We start from the raw sequence: 18,741 nt of genomic DNA, 5'->3' as shown, positions 1-18,741 counted from the left end.
TAACCTGTAGAGACAGCCCGCCAGCCCACGCCGGCCGGGCTTCTTCCAGATCTGATCAAAAAACCATCAGTTTCAACAAGTTGCGCACAAACGGCGGGGATCACGCTGTGGATAACCTTGGGAAGGATCACTGCAGGCCACGAAGGACGTGGCTCGCAGAGGTTTGTGTGTTTTTTGATCAGCTGCGGCGGCGAAGACTGATCACCGCATCGACGCTGTAAACCGCCAGACCTGCCCAGATAAAGATAAACGCGACCAGCGTGCTGGAAGACAAATGCTCGCCAAACAACAGCACGGCTTGCAACAGCACCAGCGTCGGCGCCAGGTACTGGAGGAAACCCAGCGTCGTGTAGGGCAGATGCCGTGCGGCGGCGTTGAAACACACCAGCGGCACCAGCGTCACTGGCCCGGCCGCCACCAGCCACCAGGCTTCGGATGTGGTCCAGAACTCGGGCTGAGCGCTTGTGGCCGTCTGATTGAACAGCAGCCAGGCAATGGCAATCGGCACCAGCATCCAGGTTTCCACCACCAGGCCGGGCAGCGCCTTCACTGGTGCCTGCTTGCGGATCAAACCGTAGAAGCCGAACGTCAGCGCCAACACCAGCGACACCCACGGCAAGCTGCCGACTTGCCACACCTGCTGCGCCACGCCGATGGCCGCAAGCCCCACCGCGATCCACTGCATGCGCCGCAGCCGCTCACCGAGGATCAACATCCCCAGCAGCACGTTTACCAGAGGGTTGATGTAGTAACCGAGACTGGCCTCAAGCATGCGCCCGTTGTTCACCGACCAGACGTAGGTCAGCCAGTTGGCCGCAATCAGCGTGCCGCTCAGGGCCAGGACCGCCAGGCGTTTCGGGTTATCCCGCAGTTCCTGCCACCATCCCGGGTGTTTCCAGACCATCAGCAACAAGCCGCCGAACAGCGCCGACCACAGTACACGGTGAATGATGATCTCCACGGCCGGCACGCTGGCGATGGCTTTGAAATAGATCGGGAACAGGCCCCAGATGATGTAGGCACTCAGGCCCAGGATGTACCCGCGACGCGGGTTGGCAGCTTGCATGCAGAATCCTTGCTTAGGCAGCTAACAAAGAGGGGATTGTATAGATGTGTTGTATTTTTTGTAGGAGCGAGGCTTGCCCGCGAAGAACGATATCGCGGTATTTCAGGCAGACCGCGATATCGTTCTTCGCGGGCAAGCCTCGCTCCTACAGGGGATCTGGTTGTCAGAAGAGCTTCAACGGTTCTTCGTTGAGAGCAGATAATTGCTCGCGCAACGCCAACACCTGATCACCCCAATACCGTTCACTGCCAAACCACGGAAAGCTGTGCGGGAACGCCGGGTCGTCCCAGCGGCGGGCGAGCCAGGCGCTGTAGTGCATCAGGCGCAAGGCGCGCAGCGGTTCGATCAGCGCGAGTTCCCGTGGGTCGAAGTCGTGGAATTCGTTGTAGCCGTCCATCAGTTCCGACAGTTGAACGAGACATTCCTGGCGATCCCCCGCCAGCATCATCCAGATGTCCTGCACCGCCGGGCCCATGCGACAGTCGTCGAGGTCGACGATGTGGAACATTTCGTCGCGGCACATCATGTTGCCGGGGTGGCAATCGCCGTGCATACGGATGTTCTTGTGCGGGGTGGCCTTGTAGACCTCTTCCACGCGCTTGAGCAGGTCGCGGGCCACGGACTCGTAGGCCGGCAGCAGGCTCTTGGGGACGAAATTGCCTTCGAGCAGGGTGGTCAGCGAATCGTGACCAAAGTTCTTCACGCCCAGCGCTTCACGGTGTTCGAACGGCTTGGTGGCGCCGACGGCGTGCAACCTGCCAAGCAACTGACCCAGTCGATACAGCTGATCAAGATTGCCCGGCTCCGGCGCACGGCCACCACGGCGGGGGAACAGGGTGAAACGAAACCCGGCGTGTTCATGCAGGCTGACGCCGTTGTGAATCATCGGCGCCACCACCGGCACGTCGCACTCGGCGAGTTCGAAAGTGAACTGGTGTTCTTCGAGAATCGCTTCGTTGGTCCAGCGTTGTGGGCGGTAGAACTTGGCGATCAGCGGCTCGGAGTCTTCGATGCCGACCTGATAGACGCGGTTTTCGTAGCTGTTGAGCGCCAGGATGCGTGCGTCGCTGAGAAAGCCGATGCTTTCGACGGCATCGAGCACGAGGTCTGGGGTGAGGGTTGCAAACGGGTGGGCCATGCTGACTCCTGCGCGCAGCAGGCTGCCGCGTCCGGCCAAGCATGGTAGCGCAGACGGGGCGTCTTTAGTGTTAAGGCTTGAGATGAGTGGTGTTGCCATCGCTAGCAGGCTAGCTCCCACAGGGGATTTGCGGTGTGTCGCAGATCCCGTGTGGGAGCTAGCCTGCTAGCGATGGGGCCCGATCAGGCGCCGACGATCCCGCCATCTTCACGCGTGATAGCCATCACCGAAGACCGCGGCTTGCCATTCGGCAGATGCTCCGGGAACGTCGAGCCCCCGTTCTCTCCAGGGTGCTGGATCCCGACAAACAACGTCTTCTGATCCGGCGAGAAGCTGATCCCCGTGACCTCGCAGCCAACCGGCCCGACCATGAACCGACGAATCTCCCCGGTCACCGGGTCGGCACACAGCATCTGGTTGTTGCCCATGCCGGCGAAGTCGCCTGCATTACTCGAATCGCCATCGGTGAGAATCCACAACCGCCCGGCCTTGTCGAAGCCCAGGCCATCCGGGCTGTTGAACATGTTCTGTGGCGTGATGTTCGACGAACCGCCCTTCGGCGTGCCAGCGTGGACGCCCGGGTTGCCGGCGACCACAAACAGGTCCCAGGCAAAGCTTTTGGAGCCGTGATCGTCACGATCAGTGCGCCAGCGCAGAATCTGCCCGTAGACGTTCTTCTCGCGCGGGTTCGGCCCGCCTACCGGTTGGCCGTCCTCGCCACGCTTGGCGTTGTTGGTCAACGTGCAATAGACCTGGCCATCCTTGGGGCTGACGACGATCCATTCCGGACGGTCCATGCGCGTGGCCTTCACCACGCTGGCCGCGAGGCGCGCGTGAATCAGCACTTCGGCCTGATCGGCAAAACCGCTGCTGGCGTCGATCCCGTTTTTACCGTGGGTCAGTTCGATCCATTCGCCCTGGCCTTTCGGATGATCGGCGTTGCTGTCGCCCGCATCGAAGCGCGCCACGTACAAGGTGCCGTGGTCCAGCAGGTCGCGGTTGGCCTTGGGGTTCTTGTGGTTGATTTTGTCGCGGCTGACGAACTTGTAGATGAACTCGCCGCGTTCGTCGTCGCCCATGTACACCACGGCGTGACCGTCATGGGTTTCAGCCAGCGCAGCGTTTTCATGTTTGAAGCGGCCCAGCGCAGTTCGTTTGACCGGCGTCGATTGCGGATCGAACGGGTCGATTTCCACGACCCAGCCGTGACGGTTGAGCTCGTTCGGATTTTTCGCCAGGTCGAACCGCTCATCGTGTTGATGCCAGTTGATCTCTTTGCTGGCCGCCACTGCGCCATAACGCTTCTGCGCGGCATCGAACTTCTGCTCGGCATTGCTGCTGCCGAAGCAATCGGTGAAGTTCTCTTCGCAGGTCAGGTATGTGCCCCACGGCGTCATGCCGTTGGCGCAGTTCTGGAAGGTGCCGAGGACATGCTTGCCCTGCGGGTCGGCGCTGGTTTTCACCAGTGCGTGGCCGGCAGCCGGGCCGCTGAGGCTGATCGGTGCGTTGCCGTGAATGCGTCGGTTGTAGCGCGAGCCCTGGACGAACGCCCATTGGCCGTTCTTGCGTTGCACTTCGATCACCGACACGCCTTCGCAGGCCAGTGCCTTGCGCACCTCTTCGGCCGATTGCGGCATGCCGCCGTGCGGGTAGAGGTAGCGATAGTTGGTGTATTCGTTGTTGATTGCCATCAGCGCCCGGTCTTTTTCCCCGGGAAATTCGAACAGGCTCATGCCGTCGTTGTTGTCACCGAACTGGACTTCCTGTTGCTCGGCGGTGCCGTTACCGCTCGGGTCAAATGCCGGACCGTTTTTTTGCAATGGCTGGCCCCAGCTGATCAGTACCGAAGACTTGTAGCCCGGCGGCAGGGTGATTGCGTCGCTGGTGGCGGCGGGGATGCTGTCAAAACCCAACAGTTTGCTGGAGCCTGCGCTGACACTCGCGGCCAATACGCTGCGGCTCAGCAGGTTGCCACCGAGGAACATGGCCGCACCGCAGAGGGCGCCGGCGCTGATGAAACCGCGACGGCTGAGGCCGACCATTTTCTCGAGGTCGGTGGACTGGTTTTCTTCTAATAGGCTCACATCAGGCTCCCTGCTGGTTTTGCAGCCACCTTAAAGAGCAATGATGAAACTTTTGTTTCAGAGCGGTGTGCCGAGCAAGACGTTGGACGGCGCGAACTGCACCCGCACCGGTTTGTCGGTGGCAAGCCCCTGGCTCCTCAGGTGCTGCGGCTCGGCCAGCGCGCAGAGTGTCTGGCCATTGGGCAGGCCGATGCGCACTTCGCTGGGGCCGTCTGGGGCGTCGAGTATTTCTTCGATGATGCCATTCAGAAAGTTGCTACCCGGTGTCGCTTGTTGATCGATGCCCAGTAACTCCAGCCAACCGGCCTTGATCAGGGCCACGACTTCGGTGCCGGTCTCCAGCTCCAGGCGCAAGGTGCTGTCGTGCGTGATCTGCGCATCGAGGGTCAAGCCTTCGGCCAGTTCAAGACGGACCCGATCGTTGTGCCCCTGGTTGTCGATCGCCACGACCTTGCCGTGCAATTGATTGCGCGCGCTGGTTCTGAGCATCAGCCGACCGAGCAGGTCCAGGTCGCTGGCATCTTCGGCGGCTTCCAACACCTGAGCCTGCAAGGCTTGCAGTTTTTGATAAAGGCGCAGCACTCGCTGGCCTTCACTTGAAAGCTTGGCGCCACCACCGCCCTTGCCGCCGACGCTGCGCTCCACGAGCGGTTTTTGCGCTAGGTTGTTTAGCTCATCGATAGCGTCCCACGCCGCCTTGTAACTCAGTCCCGCGCTTTTCGCGGCGCGGGTGATCGAGCCCTGTTCGGCAATATGTTGCAGCAACGCGATGCGCTGCGGGCGACGGACAATGTGCTGGGACAACGAGGTGGGCAAGGACATGGTGAGGCGCTTTGGGCTGTGGCGATGGGGAGGACGTTGGCGGCTGGAAGCCTGGGAGTCAAGTCAGCCCACGTCCTTGTGGGAGCGAGCTTGCTCGCGATGCGGCCATCACAGTCACCATTGATGTGTCTGATACACCGCATCGCGAGCAGGCTCGCTCCCACTGGTTTTGTGCATGGCGTTACGTCAGGCTGCGTCGCCGGGTTTGGGCGTGCGGGCCAGGCAATAAACATCTACCCGAGCCGCGCCCGCGTCCATCAACAGGCGAGCCAGGGCCTGAGCCGTGGCGCCGGTGGTCAGCACGTCGTCCACAATTGCCAGGTGCCGCCCTTTGACCGGCGCATCGGCCGTCAGGGCAAACGCATTGCGCAGGTTCTTTTTGCGAGCGTCGGCATTCAGGTCCTGTTGCGCGCTGGTGTCCTGAATCCTCAGCAGCAGTTGTTCATCGCAAGGGATGTCGAGGCTACTACTGAGCCAGTGGGCGAGCATCGCAGCCTGGTTGAAACCCCGTTGACGCAGGCGTTTTGCAGCCAGCGGAACGGGGACCAGAACGTCGGGCCGATTAAGGTCCTCATCGAAGCGATGTTGCAGGAACTGCGCGAGAAGTTCGCCGAGCAGGCGGCCAAACGGCCACTTGGCGCTGTGCTTGAAGCGCGTGATCAATGTGTCCACCGGAAAGCTGTACGTCCAGGGCGCGGCGACCCGCTCGAAAGCCGGCGGCAGTTTTAAACATGGGCCACACGTCAGGCCTGACGCAGGCAACGGCAGCGCGCAGGTCTGGCAGTGATCGCCCAGCCAGGGCAGGTCGGTTTCACAGGCCATGCAGATCGGCCTGACGTCCTCGGTGGCTTCACTGCAGAGCAAACAGTGTTGGTTATTATTTAACCAGATGTAAACCGGTCCAACGTATCGTGGTTGACAGCGCATCACTCTTCCTTAAATATGCCGAACATCCGTGTCGCGTCTGTGGGTATTCCCTTCCCCAGTCGCTTGCCAAGCATAAACAAGGAAACGCCCATGAGCGCCAGCACCTCTGCCACCCTGCGTCATGACTGGTCTTTGGCCGAAGTCAAAGCACTCTTCGTTCAGCCATTCAACGACCTGTTGTTCCAGGCGCAAACGGTGCACCGCGCGCATTTCGACGCCAACCGCGTCCAGGTTTCCACCCTGCTGTCGATCAAGACCGGCGCCTGCCCGGAAGATTGCAAATATTGTCCGCAGTCCGGTCACTACAACACGGGCCTGGAAAAAGAAAAGCTGATGGAAGTGCAGAAGGTCCTCGAAGAGGCCGCTCGCGCCAAGGCCATCGGTTCGACCCGTTTCTGCATGGGCGCGGCGTGGAAACACCCGTCGGCCAAAGACATGCCTTACGTGCTGGAAATGGTCAAAGGCGTGAAAGCCATGGGCCTGGAAACTTGCATGACCCTGGGTCGCCTGGATCAGGACCAGACCGTTGCGCTGGCCGACGCCGGCCTTGATTACTACAACCACAACCTCGACACCTCGCCGGAGTTCTACGGCAGCATCATCACCACCCGCACTTACAGCGAGCGCCTGCAAACCCTGGCTTACGTGCGTGAATCGGGGATGAAGATCTGCTCCGGCGGCATCCTCGGCATGGGCGAGTCCCTCGATGACCGCGCCAATCTGCTGATCCAGCTGGCCAACCTGCCCGAGCATCCAGAGTCGGTGCCAATCAACATGCTGGTGAAAGTCGCCGGTACGCCGCTGGAAAACGCCGAGGACATCGACCCGTTCGACTTCATCCGCATGCTCGCCGTCGCGCGCATCCTGATGCCGCAATCCCACGTGCGTCTGTCCGCTGGCCGCGAAGCGATGAACGAGCAGATGCAGGCCCTGGCGTTCTTCGCCGGTGCCAACTCGATTTTCTACGGCGAAAAACTGCTGACCACCGCCAACCCGCAGGCCGACAAGGACATGCAACTGTTCTCGCGCCTGGGGATCCTGCCGGAAGCGCGCGAAGAGCACGCGGACGAAGTGCATCAGGCCGCGATCGAACAAGCGTTGGTTGAGCAGAAGAGCAGCGAGCAGTTCTATAACGCGGCTGTTTGACGCTCCACTGATCCTTCTGAAGGAATGCAAAACCCTGTAGGAGCGAGCCTGCTCGCGAAGAGGCATTCACACTCAACATAAATGTTGGTTGTTCGATAGCTTTCGCGAGCAGGCTCGCTCCCACAGGTACTGCGATCGCTACTGAATTCTGATCCACGAGGCCTGCATGTCTTTCGATCTCGCCGCACGCCTTGCTGCCCGTCGTGCCGAAAACCTCTACCGCCAGCGCCCCCTGCTCGAAAGCCCTCAAGGCCCGGAAGTGGTGGTCGACGGTCAGCCATTGCTGGCGTTCTGCAACAACGATTACCTGGGCCTGGCCAATCATCCGCAAGTGATCGAAGCCTGGCGCGCCGGTGCTGCTCGTTGGGGTGTCGGTGGCGGGGCGTCGCATTTGGTCATTGGCCACAGCACGCCGCATCATGAGCTGGAAGAAGCGTTGGCCGACCTGACCGGTCGCCCGCGTGCGCTGCTGTTCACCACCGGTTACATGGCCAACCTCGGCGCGGTCACCGCGTTGATCGGGCAGGGTGATACGGTGCTGGAAGACCGCCTCAATCATGCCTCGTTGCTGGATGCCGGTTTGTTGTCCGGCGCGCGTTTCAATCGCTATCTGCACAACGACGCGGTCAGCCTGGCCAAGCGGCTGGAGAAGGCTACCGGCAATACACTGGTGGTCACCGACGGCGTGTTCAGCATGGACGGCGATATTGCCGACTTGCCGGCGTTGGCCCGGGAAGCCAAGGCTAAGGGCGCGTGGCTGATGGTCGATGACGCCCATGGCTTCGGCCCGCTGGGCGCCAACGGCGGCGGGATTGTCGAGCATTTCGGCCTGAGTCAGGAAGACGTGCCGGTGCTGGTCGGCACCCTCGGCAAGGCATTCGGCACGGCAGGAGCCTTTGTGGCCGGCAGCGAAGAACTGATCGAAAGCCTGATCCAGTTTGCCCGCCCCTATATCTACACCACCAGCCAGCCACCGGCCCTGGCTTGCGCGACGCTGAAAAGCCTTGAGCTGCTGCGCACTGAACATTGGCGACGCGAGCATCTGAAGACGCTGACCCGCCAGTTCCGCCATGGCGCCGAGCAGATCGGCCTGGAGTTGATGGACAGCTTCACGCCTATCCAGCCGATCATGATCGGCGATGCCGGGCGTGCGATGCGACTGTCGCAGATGCTGCGCGAGCGCGGGCTGATGGTCACGGCGATTCGTCCGCCCACCGTGCCCGCCGGCAGCGCCCGTCTGCGCGTGACCCTGACCGCCGCCCACAGCGAAGCGCAGGTGCAGCTATTGTTGAATGGACTGGCCGATTGTTTTCAATTACTGGGACCGGAGCCAAGCCATGCGTGATCGACTGATTCTGCTGCCCGGCTGGGGCCTCGGCATTTCACCGCTGGAGCCTTTAGCGGCCGCCTTGCAGGGGCTGGATGAGCATCTGCGGGTAGAGATCGAGCCGTTGCCGGAACTGGAATCGAGCGATATTGAAGAGTGGCTCGATGAACTGGATTCGACGATCCCGCAAGACACCTGGCTCGGTGGCTGGTCCCTCGGTGGCATGCTTGCGTCTGAGCTGGCGGCGCGTCGTGGTGATCGTTGCTGTGGCTTGCTGACCCTGGCGAGCAATCCTTCTTTTGTCGCCCATGAGCAATGGCCGAGCGCGATGGCTGGCGAAACCTTCGACGCGTTTCTCGCCGGTTGCAAGGCCGATCCGCGAATGACGTTGAAGCGCTTTTCACTCCTTTGCGCCCAAGGCTCGGAAGATCCTCGCGGGCTGTCGCGGTTGTTGCTCGGTGGGGCGCCGCACACCTCTGAAGCAGTGCTGATGAGCGGTCTGGAAGTGCTCGCCCAACTAGATACCCGTCAAGCCTTGCAGGCATTTCGTGGTCCGCAACTGCATTTGTTCGCCGGTCTCGACGGTCTGGTCCCGGCCGAGGCAGCGAGCGAGTTGCTGGCCTTGCTGCCGGATGTCGAAATCGGCCTGATCGAACAGGCCAGCCATGCGTTTCTACTGGAAGACCCCCACGGTGTGGCGGGGGCGATCCAGGCCTTTTTGCACGAGTCCGGTGATGACTGATTTATCTTTCCCCAATCTACCCGGCGGCTTGCCTGACAAGCGCCAGGTGGCGGCCTCCTTCTCCCGCGCGGCGTCGAGCTACGACAGCGTGGCCGAATTGCAGCGCGATGTCGGCAGCCAGTTGTTGAGCCGTTTGCCCGGTGATTTTGTGCCGGGTGTCTGGCTGGATCTGGGCTGCGGTACCGGGCATTTCAGCCGGGCATTGGGCGAGCGCTTTTTTTCGGGCAACGGACTGGCAATGGACATCGCCGAGGGCATGCTCAAACACGCCCGACCATTAGGCGGCGCCACCCATTTCATCGCCGGGGATGCAGAACGGTTGCCGTTGCAGGATTCGACCTGTGATCTGATCTTCTCCAGCCTGGCGGTGCAGTGGTGCGCGGATTTCGAATCGGTGCTCAGTGAGGCGTTTCGGGCACTCAAGCCGGGCGGGGTATTCGCGTTTGCTAGTCTTTGTGTAGGGACGCTGTTTGAGTTGCGTGACAGCTGGCGTCAAGTGGATGGCATGGTGCACGTCAATCGCTTCCGCGAGTTCGGTATTTATCAACAGCTGTGCGCGACCAGTGGCTTGCGGATTGTCAGTCTGGAGACCCGTCCTCATGTGTTGCATTACCCGGACGTGCGCAGCCTGACGCATGAACTCAAGGCGTTGGGCGCACACAACTTGAACCCCGGTCGGCCGGGCGGTTTGACCGGTCGGGCGCGGATCCTTGGCTTGGTCGAGGCTTATGAGCAGTTTCGTCAGGCCGAAGGATTGCCGGCGACTTATCAAGTGGTCTACGCCGTGTTGGAGAAACCCATATGAGCGCTGCTTATTTCATTACCGGCACGGACACTGATGTCGGCAAGACCACCATTGCTGCCGGCCTGTTGCATGCTGCGCGGTCGGCGGGCATGAGTACGGCGGCGGGCAAGCCGGTCGCTTCCGGCTGTGATGTGACGCCCAAGGGTTTGCGTAATTCCGATGCGCTGGCGTTGCTGGCCGAGTGCTCGTTGCCGCTGACTTATGCACAGGTCAACCCGGTGGCGTTCGAACCGCCGATTGCTCCGCACCTGGCCGCGCGGGAGGCGGGCGTGGCGCTCACGGTGCAATCACTGTTGACGCCGATGCTCGCGATTCTCGACATGCAGGCCGATTTCACCTTGATCGAAGGCGCCGGCGGCTGGCGCGTGCCGTTGGCGGATCAGGACAATCTGTCGGATCTGGCAATGGCGCTGGGCCTGCCGGTGATCCTGGTGGTCGGCGTGCGCCTGGGTTGCATCAATCATGCGCTGCTGACCGCCGAGGCGATTGCCCAGGACGGTTTGCAGCTGGCGGGGTGGGTGGCCAATATCATCGATCCGAAGACCTCGCGCCTGGAAGAGAACCTCGCGACCCTCGCCGAGCGCATTCCCGCGCCTTGTCTTGGACGAGTGCCAAAACTCAAATCGGTCACCGCAGAAGCGGTGGCGGAACACCTGCAACTGGATCTGCTGGATTGAGATTTTGCCTATGACAAGGCACTGTGCCATTAGTGTTTTTGTCGGGCCTTTTGCCATCAGGTCTGTTTCAATGGCCGCTGTTGTTCCTATTTAGGACGAGTTCTCCCATGGAAATCTCAGGAAACACCGCTTTTTATGCCGGTCTGAGCACTATTCAGACAGGGCAGAACCGTGTCGATCAGGCTTCCGGCCAGATCGCCAGCAGTACCCTCGAGCGTTCGGTGACAAGCCAGTCTTCCGAGGTTCAGGTAGACCGCCTGCGTTCGGTTGACCGCAGCCAGCAATCGGACCTGGCCAGCAATATGGTCGAGATGGTCCAGGGCAAGTTTCAGGTGGAGGCCGGCGTGAAAGTCGCCAAGGCGTCCGACGAAATGCTTGGAACGTTGATTGATACCTACGCTTGACCCTCGCTGAACCCGTCCTGCCAACGCCGCGACTATTCGCGGCGTTTTTGTGCGTAAGTCCTTCTCCCTCAACTAATCTTTCCTGCATGGCCTGTTGCGTTGTCAACGGCGGCGGCGCGGCTGCGTGCCCGGCATTTGTGCGCGTGATGACGAACGGCAAAAGATCGGCGCTTGACAAGATTTGGGCGTAAACGTATGTTTCAAACAACTGTTTGACCGTCACAACAAATCAACACGGTCGTTCATTCCCGGTTACATCAGCAGAGGTTTATCGCTATGCCTGACTACAAGGCCCCCTTGCGTGATATTCGCTTCGTTCGTGACGAACTGCTCGGCTACGAAGCGCACTATCAGAGCCTTCCGGCTTGCGCAGACGCAACTCCAGACATGGTTAGCGCCATTCTCGAAGAAGGCGCCAAGTTTTGTGAGCAGGTGCTGGCTCCGCTGAACCGCGTGGGTGACACCGAAGGCTGCACCTGGAGCGAGTCCGGCGTTAAAACCCCGACTGGCTTCAAAGAAGCCTACAAGCAATTCGTTGAAGGCGGCTGGCCAAGCCTGGCCCACGACGTAGAGCACGGCGGCCAGGGCCTGCCGGAGTCTCTGGGTCTGGCCGTCAGCGAAATGGTTGGCGAAGCCAACTGGTCGTGGGGCATGTACCCAGGCCTGTCGCACGGCGCGATGAACACCATTTCCGAGCACGGTACGCCTGAGCAGCAAGAGGCTTACCTGACCAAGCTGGTGTCCGGTGAATGGACCGGCACCATGTGCCTGACCGAACCGCACTGCGGCACCGACCTGGGCATGCTGCGCACCAAGGCTGAACCTCAAGCCGACGGTTCCTACAAAGTCTCCGGCACCAAAATCTTCATCTCGGCCGGTGAACACGACATGGCCGACAACATCGTCCACATCGTGCTGGCTCGCCTGCCGGATGCGCCGGCTGGCACCAAAGGCATTTCGCTGTTCATCGTGCCGAAGTTCATGCCGAACGCAGACGGTACGATCGGCGCCCGCAACGCCGTGACCTGTGGTTCCCTGGAACACAAGATGGGTATCCACGGCAACGCCACTTGCGTGATGAACTTCGACGCAGCCACCGGTTACCTGATCGGCCCGGCGAACAAAGGCCTGAACTGCATGTTCACCTTTATGAACACCGCTCGTCTGGGCACCGCGCTGCAAGGCCTGGCCCACGCCGAGATCGGCTTCCAGGGCGGTCTGAAATACGCTCGCGATCGTCTGCAAATGCGCTCGCTGACTGGCCCGAAAGCGCCGGAAAAAGCCGCTGATCCGATCATCGTTCACCCTGATGTACGTCGCATGTTGTTGACCATGAAAGCGTTCGCCGAAGGCAACCGCGCGATGGTTTACTTCACCGCCAAGCAAGTCGACATCGTCAAATACGGCGTAGACGAAGAAGAGAAGAAGAAAGCCGACGCACTGCTGGCGTTCATGACGCCAATCGCCAAAGCCTTCATGACTGAAGTCGGTTTTGAGTCTGCCAACCACGGCGTGCAAATCTACGGTGGCCACGGCTTCATCGCCGAGTGGGGCATGGAGCAGAACGTTCGCGACAGCCGCATTTCGATGCTGTACGAAGGCACCACCGGTATCCAGGCACTCGACCTGCTGGGTCGTAAAGTGCTGATGACTCAAGGCGAAGCCCTCAAAGGCTTCACCAAGATCGTCCACAAGTTCTGCCAGACCAACGAAGGCAACGAAGCGGTCAAAGAGTTCGTCGACCCATTGGCTGCACTGAACAAAGAATGGGGCGAGCTGACCATGAAGGTCGGTATGGCGGCCATGAAGGACCGCGAAGAAGTCGGCGCGGCGTCGGTGGACTACCTGATGTACTCCGGTTACGCCTGCCTGGCCTACTTCTGGGCTGACATGGCGCGTCTGGCTGCCGAGAAACTGGCTGCCGGCACTTCCGAAGAGGCGTTCTACACCGCCAAGCTGCAGACTGCGCGCTTCTACTTCCAGCGCATCTTGCCGCGTACCCGCACTCATGTTGCAACCATGCTGTCGGGTGCCAACAACTTGATGGACATGAAAGAAGAAGACTTCGCACTGGGCTACTAAGCCTCAACGCAGTTCTTCATAAAGCCGCTATCCCTTCCGGGGTAGCGGCTTTTTTGTTCCTGGTGAAAGTAAAAGCTCGCCCGCGATCTTTGATGGGAGCCAGTCACTGCCAATTCGGTCTGCGGCCACTGAAACACTCGCTAAAAAAACCTGACAATCGACTCAGTAAGTCGGCATTTCTGCCGTTACAGTAGGTGGGCACAATGCCATCTATTGTCATGACGGTCGGAGCTTTACCCTTGCCGCGTTCTTCCGCTGTACGTATCAGCCATTTCCTACCGTCGTTACTGCTTTTGCTTGCGGGGCTTGCGGCCGCTTACATCAAGGACCTCAACGTCTTTTTCACTTCGCTGTTCAACGTGTTGCCGACCCTGGTGCTGTTACTCGGTGGTGCGTATTGCGCGGTTTACCGACGTCAGCGCGAACTGTTTCTGATGGTGACGGTGTACATCGCCTACTTTCTGCTCGACACCCAGACCGACTATTACCGCGACAACGGCAAGGTCCGTGAAGATGCAGCAGTGGTGTTCCACCTGTGTTGCCTATTGCTGCCGCTGTTGTTCGGCGTGTTCGCCGCATGGCAGGAACGCACCCACTTGTTTCAGGACATGGTGGCGCGCTTCGCGGTATTGCTCGCTGTTGGCAGTGTCGCGCTCGGGCTGGAGCAAAGTTATCCCCAGGCCTTGTTGATGTGGCTGTCGGAAATCCGCTGGCCAGCGCTGCATGGCGCCTGGATGAGCTTGATCCAGTTGTCCTATCCCGTGTTCATCGCCTCGTTCCTGCTGCTGAGCTGGCAATACTGGCGTAACCCCAGACCCTTGCACGCCGCACAACTGGTGGGGTTGGTCGGGTTGTTCTGGGCGTTGCCGAAAACTTTCATCCTGCCGTTCACCCTGAACATCATGTGCAGTCAGGTGATGCTAATGATTGCCGCCGCGGTCGCCCACGAGGCCTATCAAATGGCCTTCCGCGACGAGCTCACTGGCCTGCCGGGTCGTCGCGCCTTGAACGAGCGGATGCAGCGGCTGGGGCGCAATTACGTGCTGGCCATGAGCGACGTCGATCACTTCAAGAAATTCAACGACACCCATGGTCACGATGTCGGCGATCAGGTCTTGAGACTGGTCGCCAGTAAGCTGTCGAAAATCGGAGGAGGCGGTAGGGCATATCGCTACGGCGGTGAGGAATTTGCCCTGGTGTTCGCGGGCAAGACCCTCGAAGAGTGCATGCCGCACCTGGAAGTCATCCGCGAATCCATCGCCACCTACAACATTCAGTTGCGCAATCAGGACAGCCGTCCTCAGGACGACCAGCAAGGTCGCCAGAAACGTGCAGGTTCGGGCGCTACCAGTGTGTCGGTCACTGTCAGCATCGGCGTGGCCGAACGACAAGAGCAGCGCACCCCCGAAAAAGTACTCAAGTCCGCGGACGAAGCGCTCTACAGCGCCAAGGGCGCCGGGCGAAATTGCGTGGTGGCATTCGGTCAGGCTCGCCGTGGCGCGGTGCGCATGGACGCCGCTGCGGGTTGAGTGATGATGGCGCATTCAGCGTCTGGACTGTGATTGTGAGGCCGGGTGGGCGGCAGTAGGTTTGAACGATCTGCTGACGGAGAAACGACCATGCCCGAATACAAAGCTCCCCTGCGCGACATGCGCTTTCTGATCGACCACGTCTTCGACTTCCACACCACCTACGCCGGGCTGGGCGCCACCGACGCGAGCCCGGACATGGTCAATGCGATCCTCGAAGAAGGCGCGAAATTCTGTGAGAACGTTCTCGCACCGTTGAATCGCAGCGGTGACGAAGAAGGCTGCCATTTCGACAACGGTGTGGTGACAACGCCTACAGGCTTCAAGCAGGCTTTCGCACAGTACGTGGAAGGTGGCTGGCACGGTCTGGCAGCTGATCCGGCGTATGGCGGCCAGGGTTTGCCAAGTTCTCTGGGCCTGGTCATCAGTGAGATGGTTGGCTCCAGCAATACCTCGTGGGGCATGTACCCCGGCCTGACCCACGGGGCGATGTCGGCCATCCACGCCCACGGCACCGAAGATCAGAAGAACACCTACCTGAGCAAACTGACGGCTGGCCAATGGACCGGCACCATGTGCCTGACCGAGGCGCATTGCGGCACTGACCTGGGCATCATCAAAACCCGCGCCGTGCCTTCAGCCGACGGCAGCTACGCGATTTCCGGCAGCAAGATCTTCATCTCGGCCGGCGAACACGACATGAGCGACAACATCATTCATCTGGTGTTGGCGAAACTGCCGGATGCTCCGGCAGGCACCAAGGGTATTTCCCTGTTCATCGTGCCCAAATTCCTACCCGATGCCGAGGGTGAAGCCGGCGAGCGCAACGGCGTCTCCTGCGGCTCGATCGAACACAAAATGGGCATCAAGGCCTCGGCGACCTGCGTGCTGAACTTCGACGAAGCCAAGGGCTTCTTGATCGGCGAGCCGAACAAGGGCCTGAACTGCATGTTCACCATGATGAACCACGCACGGCTCGGCACTGGCATGCAGGGGTTGTGTCTGGGTGAGGCGAGTTTCCAGGGTGCCATCAAGTACGCCAACGATCGCTTGCAAATGCGCGCGCTGACTGGCGCGAAAGCACCGGACAAAGCCGCCGATCCGATCATCGTTCATCCTGACGTGCGCCGGATGTTGCTGACCATGAAAGCCTTCAACGAAGGCAACCGCGCGCTGACCTATTTCACCGCGCAGCTGGTGGACGTCGCACACCTGAGCCCGGATGAAACGGCGCGTCAGGACGCCGAAGACCTGTTGGCCTTCCTGACGCCGATCTGCAAAGCCTTCATGACTGACACCGGTCTGGAGGTCACCAACCACGGTATGCAGGTGTTTGGCGGTCACGGCTTTATCCGTGAATGGGGCATGGAGCAGTTGGTTCGCGACTGCCGGATCGCGCCGATCTACGAAGGCACCAACGGCATTCAGGCGCTGGATTTGCTCGGGCGCAAAGTGCTCGGCAGTCAGGGCAAATTGCTGCGTGGCTTCACCAAAATCGTCCACAAATTCTGCGCGGCGAATGCCGAGCATCCACAACTGGCCAGCTATGTGGCTCAACTCAATGGACTGAATCAACAGTGGGGCGAGTTGACCGCCAAGGTTGGCATGGCCGCAATGAAGAATCCGGACGAAGTCGGTGCGGCGTCGGTGGATTACTTGATGTACAGCGGTTACATCATCCTCGGCTATCTGTGGTTGCGCATGGCGCTGGTGGCCCAGGCGCAACTCGACGCTGGCAGCGGTGATGCGGATTACTGCCGAGGCAAACTGGCAACCAGCGAGTTCTACTTCAAGCGTTTGCTGCCGCGTACTGCCGCTCATCGGGCGGCTATCGAAGCGGGGAGTGATTGTTTGATGAAGTTGCCGGCGGAGTTGTTTGCGCTCTGACGATTGTTAAAAGCTTCGCGGGCAAGCCTCGCTCCTACAGGTCAGTGTCGTTCACGGGATATGCGTGACCCCGACCTGTAGGAGCGAGGCTTGCCCGCGAATGCGTTCTGCCAGACGAGAACTGCTCAGCTGAAATGCTGCTGACTAAAAATTACAAAACGGTCACGGCCTGACCCTATGTGTCGCAAAAGTTGTTGGGTTACACTCGAGCCCAACGAAAACATCATTCCCACGAATCACCTGTTTAGATCTTGCGAGGTTTGCCATGGCTGACTACAAAGCGCCCCTGCGCGATATGCGCTTCGTCCTCAATGAAGTCTTCGAGGTCGCCAAACTCTGGGCGCAGCTGCCTGCGCTGGCCGAAACCGTTGATGCTGAAACCGTCGAAGCCATTCTCGAAGAAGCCGGCAAGGTCACCAGCAAAAGCATCGCGCCCCTGAGCCGTGCAGCTGACGAAGAAGGTTGCCATTGGGCGGACGGTGCCGTCACCACGCCAGCCGGTTTCCCACAGGCTTATCAGACTTACGCTGAAGGCGGTTGGGTCGGTGTCGGTGGCGATCCGACCTACGGCGGCATGGGCATGCCCAAGGCCGTGTCGGCGCAAGTCGAAGAAATGGTCAACTCCGCCAGCCTGTCGTTCGGTCTGTACCCGATGCTGACCGCCGGTGCCTGCCTGTCGATCAACGCCCACGCCAGTGAAGAACTGAAAGCTGCGTATCTGCCGAACATGTATGCCGGCGTCTGGGCCGGTTCCATGTGCCTGACCGAACCGCACGCCGGTACAGACCTGGGGATTATCCGCACCAAGGCCGAGCCTCAGGCCGACGGTTCCTACAAGGTCAGCGGCACCAAGATCTTCATCACCGGTGGCGAGCACGACCTGACCGAGAACATCATTCACCTGGTGCTGGCCAAACTGCCGGACGCCCCGGCGGGGCCGAAAGGCATTTCGCTGTTCCTGGTACCGAAGTTCATGGTCAATGCCGATGGCAGCCTGGGCGCGCGTAACCCGGCGAACTGCGGTTCGATCGAACACAAGATGGGCATCCAGGCCTCCGCGACGTGCGTGATGAACTTCGACGAAGCAGTGGGTTACCTGGTCGGCGAACCGAACAAAGGCTTGGCAGCGATGTTCACCATGATGAACTACGAGCGTCTGGGCGTCGGTATCCAGGGCCTGGCCACCGGCGAACGCTCCTACCAGAACGCCGTCGAATACGCCCGCGACCGTCTGCAAAGCCGTTCGCCGACCGGCGCGCAGAACAAGGACAAGGTCGCTGACCCGATCATCGTCCATCCGGACGTGCGTCGCATGCTGCTGACCATGAAAGCCTCGAACGAAGGCGGTCGTGCGTTCTCCACTTACGTGGCCATGCAACTGGACACGGCCAAGTTCAGCGAAGACGCGACTGTTCGCAAACGCGCGGAAGATCTGGTCGCTCTGCTGACGCCAGTAGCCAAGGCGTTCCTGACCGACCTCGGTCTGGAAACCACCGTGCACGGCCAGCAGGTTTTTGGCGGCCACGGTTACATCCGTGAGTGGGGTCAGGAACAACTGGTTCGCGACGTGCGCATCACCCAGATCTACGAAGGCACCAACGGCATTCAGGCGCTTGACCTCGTAGGACGCAAGATCGTCGGCACGGGCGGGGCGTTCTACAACCTGTTCGCGGATGAGATTCGTCATTTCACCGCCACCGCCAGCGCTGATCTCGCGGAGTTCACCAAGCCGCTGAACGAAGCCGTCACCACCCTCGACGAGCTGACTTTGTGGTTGCTGGACCGGGCGAAAAACAACCCGAACGAAATCGGCGCGGCGTCGGTCGAGTACCTGCAAACCTTCGGTTACGTGGCTTACGCCTACATGTGGGCCCTGATGGCCAAGGCGGCCTTCGGCAAAGAAGCGCAGGATGATTTCTACGCGAGCAAGCTGGGCACGGCGCGGTTCTATTTCGCCCGTCTGCTGCCGCGTATTCACTCGTTGAGTGCGTCGGTGAAGGCGGGGAGCGAGTCGCTGTTCCTGCTGGACGCCGGACAGTTCTGACCCGATAGCGTCATGTAAGCATTCTCTTACATGACGTGCTGCTGTTCTCCCATAGGCGAAG

Annotated in this window: 15 protein-coding genes; 10 read left to right on the top strand and 5 right to left on the bottom strand. The window is 60.3% G+C overall.

Annotated elements, in window-relative coordinates; genetic code table 11:
• Positions 1 to 178 precede the first annotated feature (178 nt).
• The 5 genes from rarD to HP062_RS18275 form a co-directional block, all read right to left on the bottom strand.
• Entirely contained in the window at positions 179 to 1,066 is an 888-nt protein-coding gene (gene rarD / locus HP062_RS18295) for an EamA family transporter RarD (protein ID WP_010467094.1), read from the bottom strand.
• Between the two features lie 163 nt (positions 1,067 to 1,229).
• Complete coding sequence (locus tag HP062_RS18290) at positions 1,230 to 2,204, bottom strand: serine/threonine protein kinase (protein ID WP_077747291.1); 975 nt, start codon at positions 2,202 to 2,204, stop codon at positions 1,230 to 1,232.
• Between the two features lie 182 nt (positions 2,205 to 2,386).
• Positions 2,387 to 4,288 (bottom strand): PhoX family phosphatase, encoded by a 1,902-nt coding sequence (locus tag HP062_RS18285; protein ID WP_077747292.1) that lies wholly within the window; start codon positions 4,286 to 4,288, stop codon positions 2,387 to 2,389.
• Positions 4,289 to 4,345: 57 nt separating this feature from the next.
• A complete protein-coding gene (locus HP062_RS18280) occupies positions 4,346 to 5,110 on the bottom strand; it encodes a TOBE domain-containing protein (RefSeq protein WP_172791837.1) in 765 nt (254 codons plus the stop codon).
• A 186-nt stretch (positions 5,111 to 5,296) separates the two neighbouring features.
• A complete protein-coding gene (locus HP062_RS18275; protein WP_042932511.1) occupies positions 5,297 to 6,037 on the bottom strand; it encodes a ComF family protein in 741 nt (246 codons plus the stop codon).
• 90 nt (positions 6,038 to 6,127) lie between these two features.
• Between HP062_RS18275 and bioB the strand changes: the two genes are divergently transcribed.
• From bioB to HP062_RS18225, 10 genes are all read left to right on the top strand, one after another.
• A complete protein-coding gene (bioB, locus tag HP062_RS18270) occupies positions 6,128 to 7,183 on the top strand; it encodes a biotin synthase BioB (protein WP_010467114.1) in 1,056 nt (351 codons plus the stop codon).
• Positions 7,184 to 7,349: 166 nt separating this feature from the next.
• Entirely contained in the window at positions 7,350 to 8,528 is a 1,179-nt protein-coding gene (gene bioF, locus HP062_RS18265; RefSeq protein WP_172791836.1) for an 8-amino-7-oxononanoate synthase, read from the top strand.
• Positions 8,521 to 9,252 (top strand): alpha/beta fold hydrolase, encoded by a 732-nt coding sequence (locus HP062_RS18260; protein ID WP_010467117.1) that lies wholly within the window; start codon positions 8,521 to 8,523, stop codon positions 9,250 to 9,252. The genes bioF and HP062_RS18260 overlap by 8 nt, the downstream gene beginning before the upstream one ends.
• Positions 9,245 to 10,057, top strand: a complete 813-nt coding sequence (gene bioC / locus HP062_RS18255; protein WP_077747295.1) for a malonyl-ACP O-methyltransferase BioC — start codon at positions 9,245 to 9,247, stop codon at positions 10,055 to 10,057. Before HP062_RS18260 ends, bioC begins: the two co-directional genes overlap by 8 nt.
• The gene (gene bioD, locus HP062_RS18250) at positions 10,054 to 10,734 is read left to right on the top strand and encodes a dethiobiotin synthase (RefSeq protein ID WP_010467119.1); all 681 of its coding nucleotides are present in this window, start codon (positions 10,054 to 10,056) and stop codon (positions 10,732 to 10,734) included. Before bioC ends, bioD begins: the two co-directional genes overlap by 4 nt.
• A 107-nt stretch (positions 10,735 to 10,841) precedes the next feature.
• Positions 10,842 to 11,138: a pyrroloquinoline quinone biosynthesis protein PqqE gene (locus HP062_RS18245; protein ID WP_172791835.1), complete on the top strand. Its 297-nt coding sequence runs from the start codon at positions 10,842 to 10,844 to the stop codon at positions 11,136 to 11,138.
• Between the two features lie 276 nt (positions 11,139 to 11,414).
• Positions 11,415 to 13,220: a phenylacyl-CoA dehydrogenase gene (locus HP062_RS18240; RefSeq protein WP_172791834.1), complete on the top strand. Its 1,806-nt coding sequence runs from the start codon at positions 11,415 to 11,417 to the stop codon at positions 13,218 to 13,220.
• Positions 13,221 to 13,459: 239 nt separating this feature from the next.
• A complete protein-coding gene (locus HP062_RS18235) occupies positions 13,460 to 14,749 on the top strand; it encodes a GGDEF domain-containing protein (RefSeq protein WP_172791833.1) in 1,290 nt (429 codons plus the stop codon).
• A gap of 90 nt (positions 14,750 to 14,839) precedes the next feature.
• Positions 14,840 to 16,636: an acyl-CoA dehydrogenase C-terminal domain-containing protein gene (locus HP062_RS18230; RefSeq protein ID WP_172791832.1), complete on the top strand. Its 1,797-nt coding sequence runs from the start codon at positions 14,840 to 14,842 to the stop codon at positions 16,634 to 16,636.
• Positions 16,637 to 16,901: 265 nt separating this feature from the next.
• Positions 16,902 to 18,680: an acyl-CoA dehydrogenase C-terminal domain-containing protein gene (locus tag HP062_RS18225; protein ID WP_102595098.1), complete on the top strand. Its 1,779-nt coding sequence runs from the start codon at positions 16,902 to 16,904 to the stop codon at positions 18,678 to 18,680.
• Positions 18,681 to 18,741: the final 61 nt, after the last annotated feature.

Origin of the sequence: Pseudomonas sp. B14-6, assembly GCF_013260315.1 — a bacterium.
GTDB classification, from domain to species: Bacteria; Pseudomonadota; Gammaproteobacteria; order Pseudomonadales; family Pseudomonadaceae; genus Aquipseudomonas; species Aquipseudomonas mandelii.
This window is presented reverse-complemented; position numbering and strand designations above follow the sequence as displayed.

Coding starts and splice junctions, on each gene's coding strand:
- bioB (WP_010467114.1), top strand. CDS start 6,128: ATGAGCGCCAGCACCTCTGCCACCCTGCGTCATGACTGGTCTTTGGCC.
- HP062_RS18230 (WP_172791832.1), top strand. CDS start 14,840: ATGCCCGAATACAAAGCTCCCCTGCGCGACATGCGCTTTCTGATCGAC.
- bioF (WP_172791836.1), top strand. CDS start 7,350: ATGTCTTTCGATCTCGCCGCACGCCTTGCTGCCCGTCGTGCCGAAAAC.
- HP062_RS18245 (WP_172791835.1), top strand. CDS start 10,842: ATGGAAATCTCAGGAAACACCGCTTTTTATGCCGGTCTGAGCACTATT.
- HP062_RS18280 (WP_172791837.1), bottom strand. CDS start 5,110: ATGTCCTTGCCCACCTCGTTGTCCCAGCACATTGTCCGTCGCCCGCAG.
- HP062_RS18260 (WP_010467117.1), top strand. CDS start 8,521: ATGCGTGATCGACTGATTCTGCTGCCCGGCTGGGGCCTCGGCATTTCA.
- HP062_RS18290 (WP_077747291.1), bottom strand. CDS start 2,204: ATGGCCCACCCGTTTGCAACCCTCACCCCAGACCTCGTGCTCGATGCC.
- rarD (WP_010467094.1), bottom strand. CDS start 1,066: ATGCAAGCTGCCAACCCGCGTCGCGGGTACATCCTGGGCCTGAGTGCC.
- HP062_RS18225 (WP_102595098.1), top strand. CDS start 16,902: ATGGCTGACTACAAAGCGCCCCTGCGCGATATGCGCTTCGTCCTCAAT.
- HP062_RS18275 (WP_042932511.1), bottom strand. CDS start 6,037: ATGCGCTGTCAACCACGATACGTTGGACCGGTTTACATCTGGTTAAAT.
- bioC (WP_077747295.1), top strand. CDS start 9,245: ATGACTGATTTATCTTTCCCCAATCTACCCGGCGGCTTGCCTGACAAG.
- HP062_RS18240 (WP_172791834.1), top strand. CDS start 11,415: ATGCCTGACTACAAGGCCCCCTTGCGTGATATTCGCTTCGTTCGTGAC.
- bioD (WP_010467119.1), top strand. CDS start 10,054: ATGAGCGCTGCTTATTTCATTACCGGCACGGACACTGATGTCGGCAAG.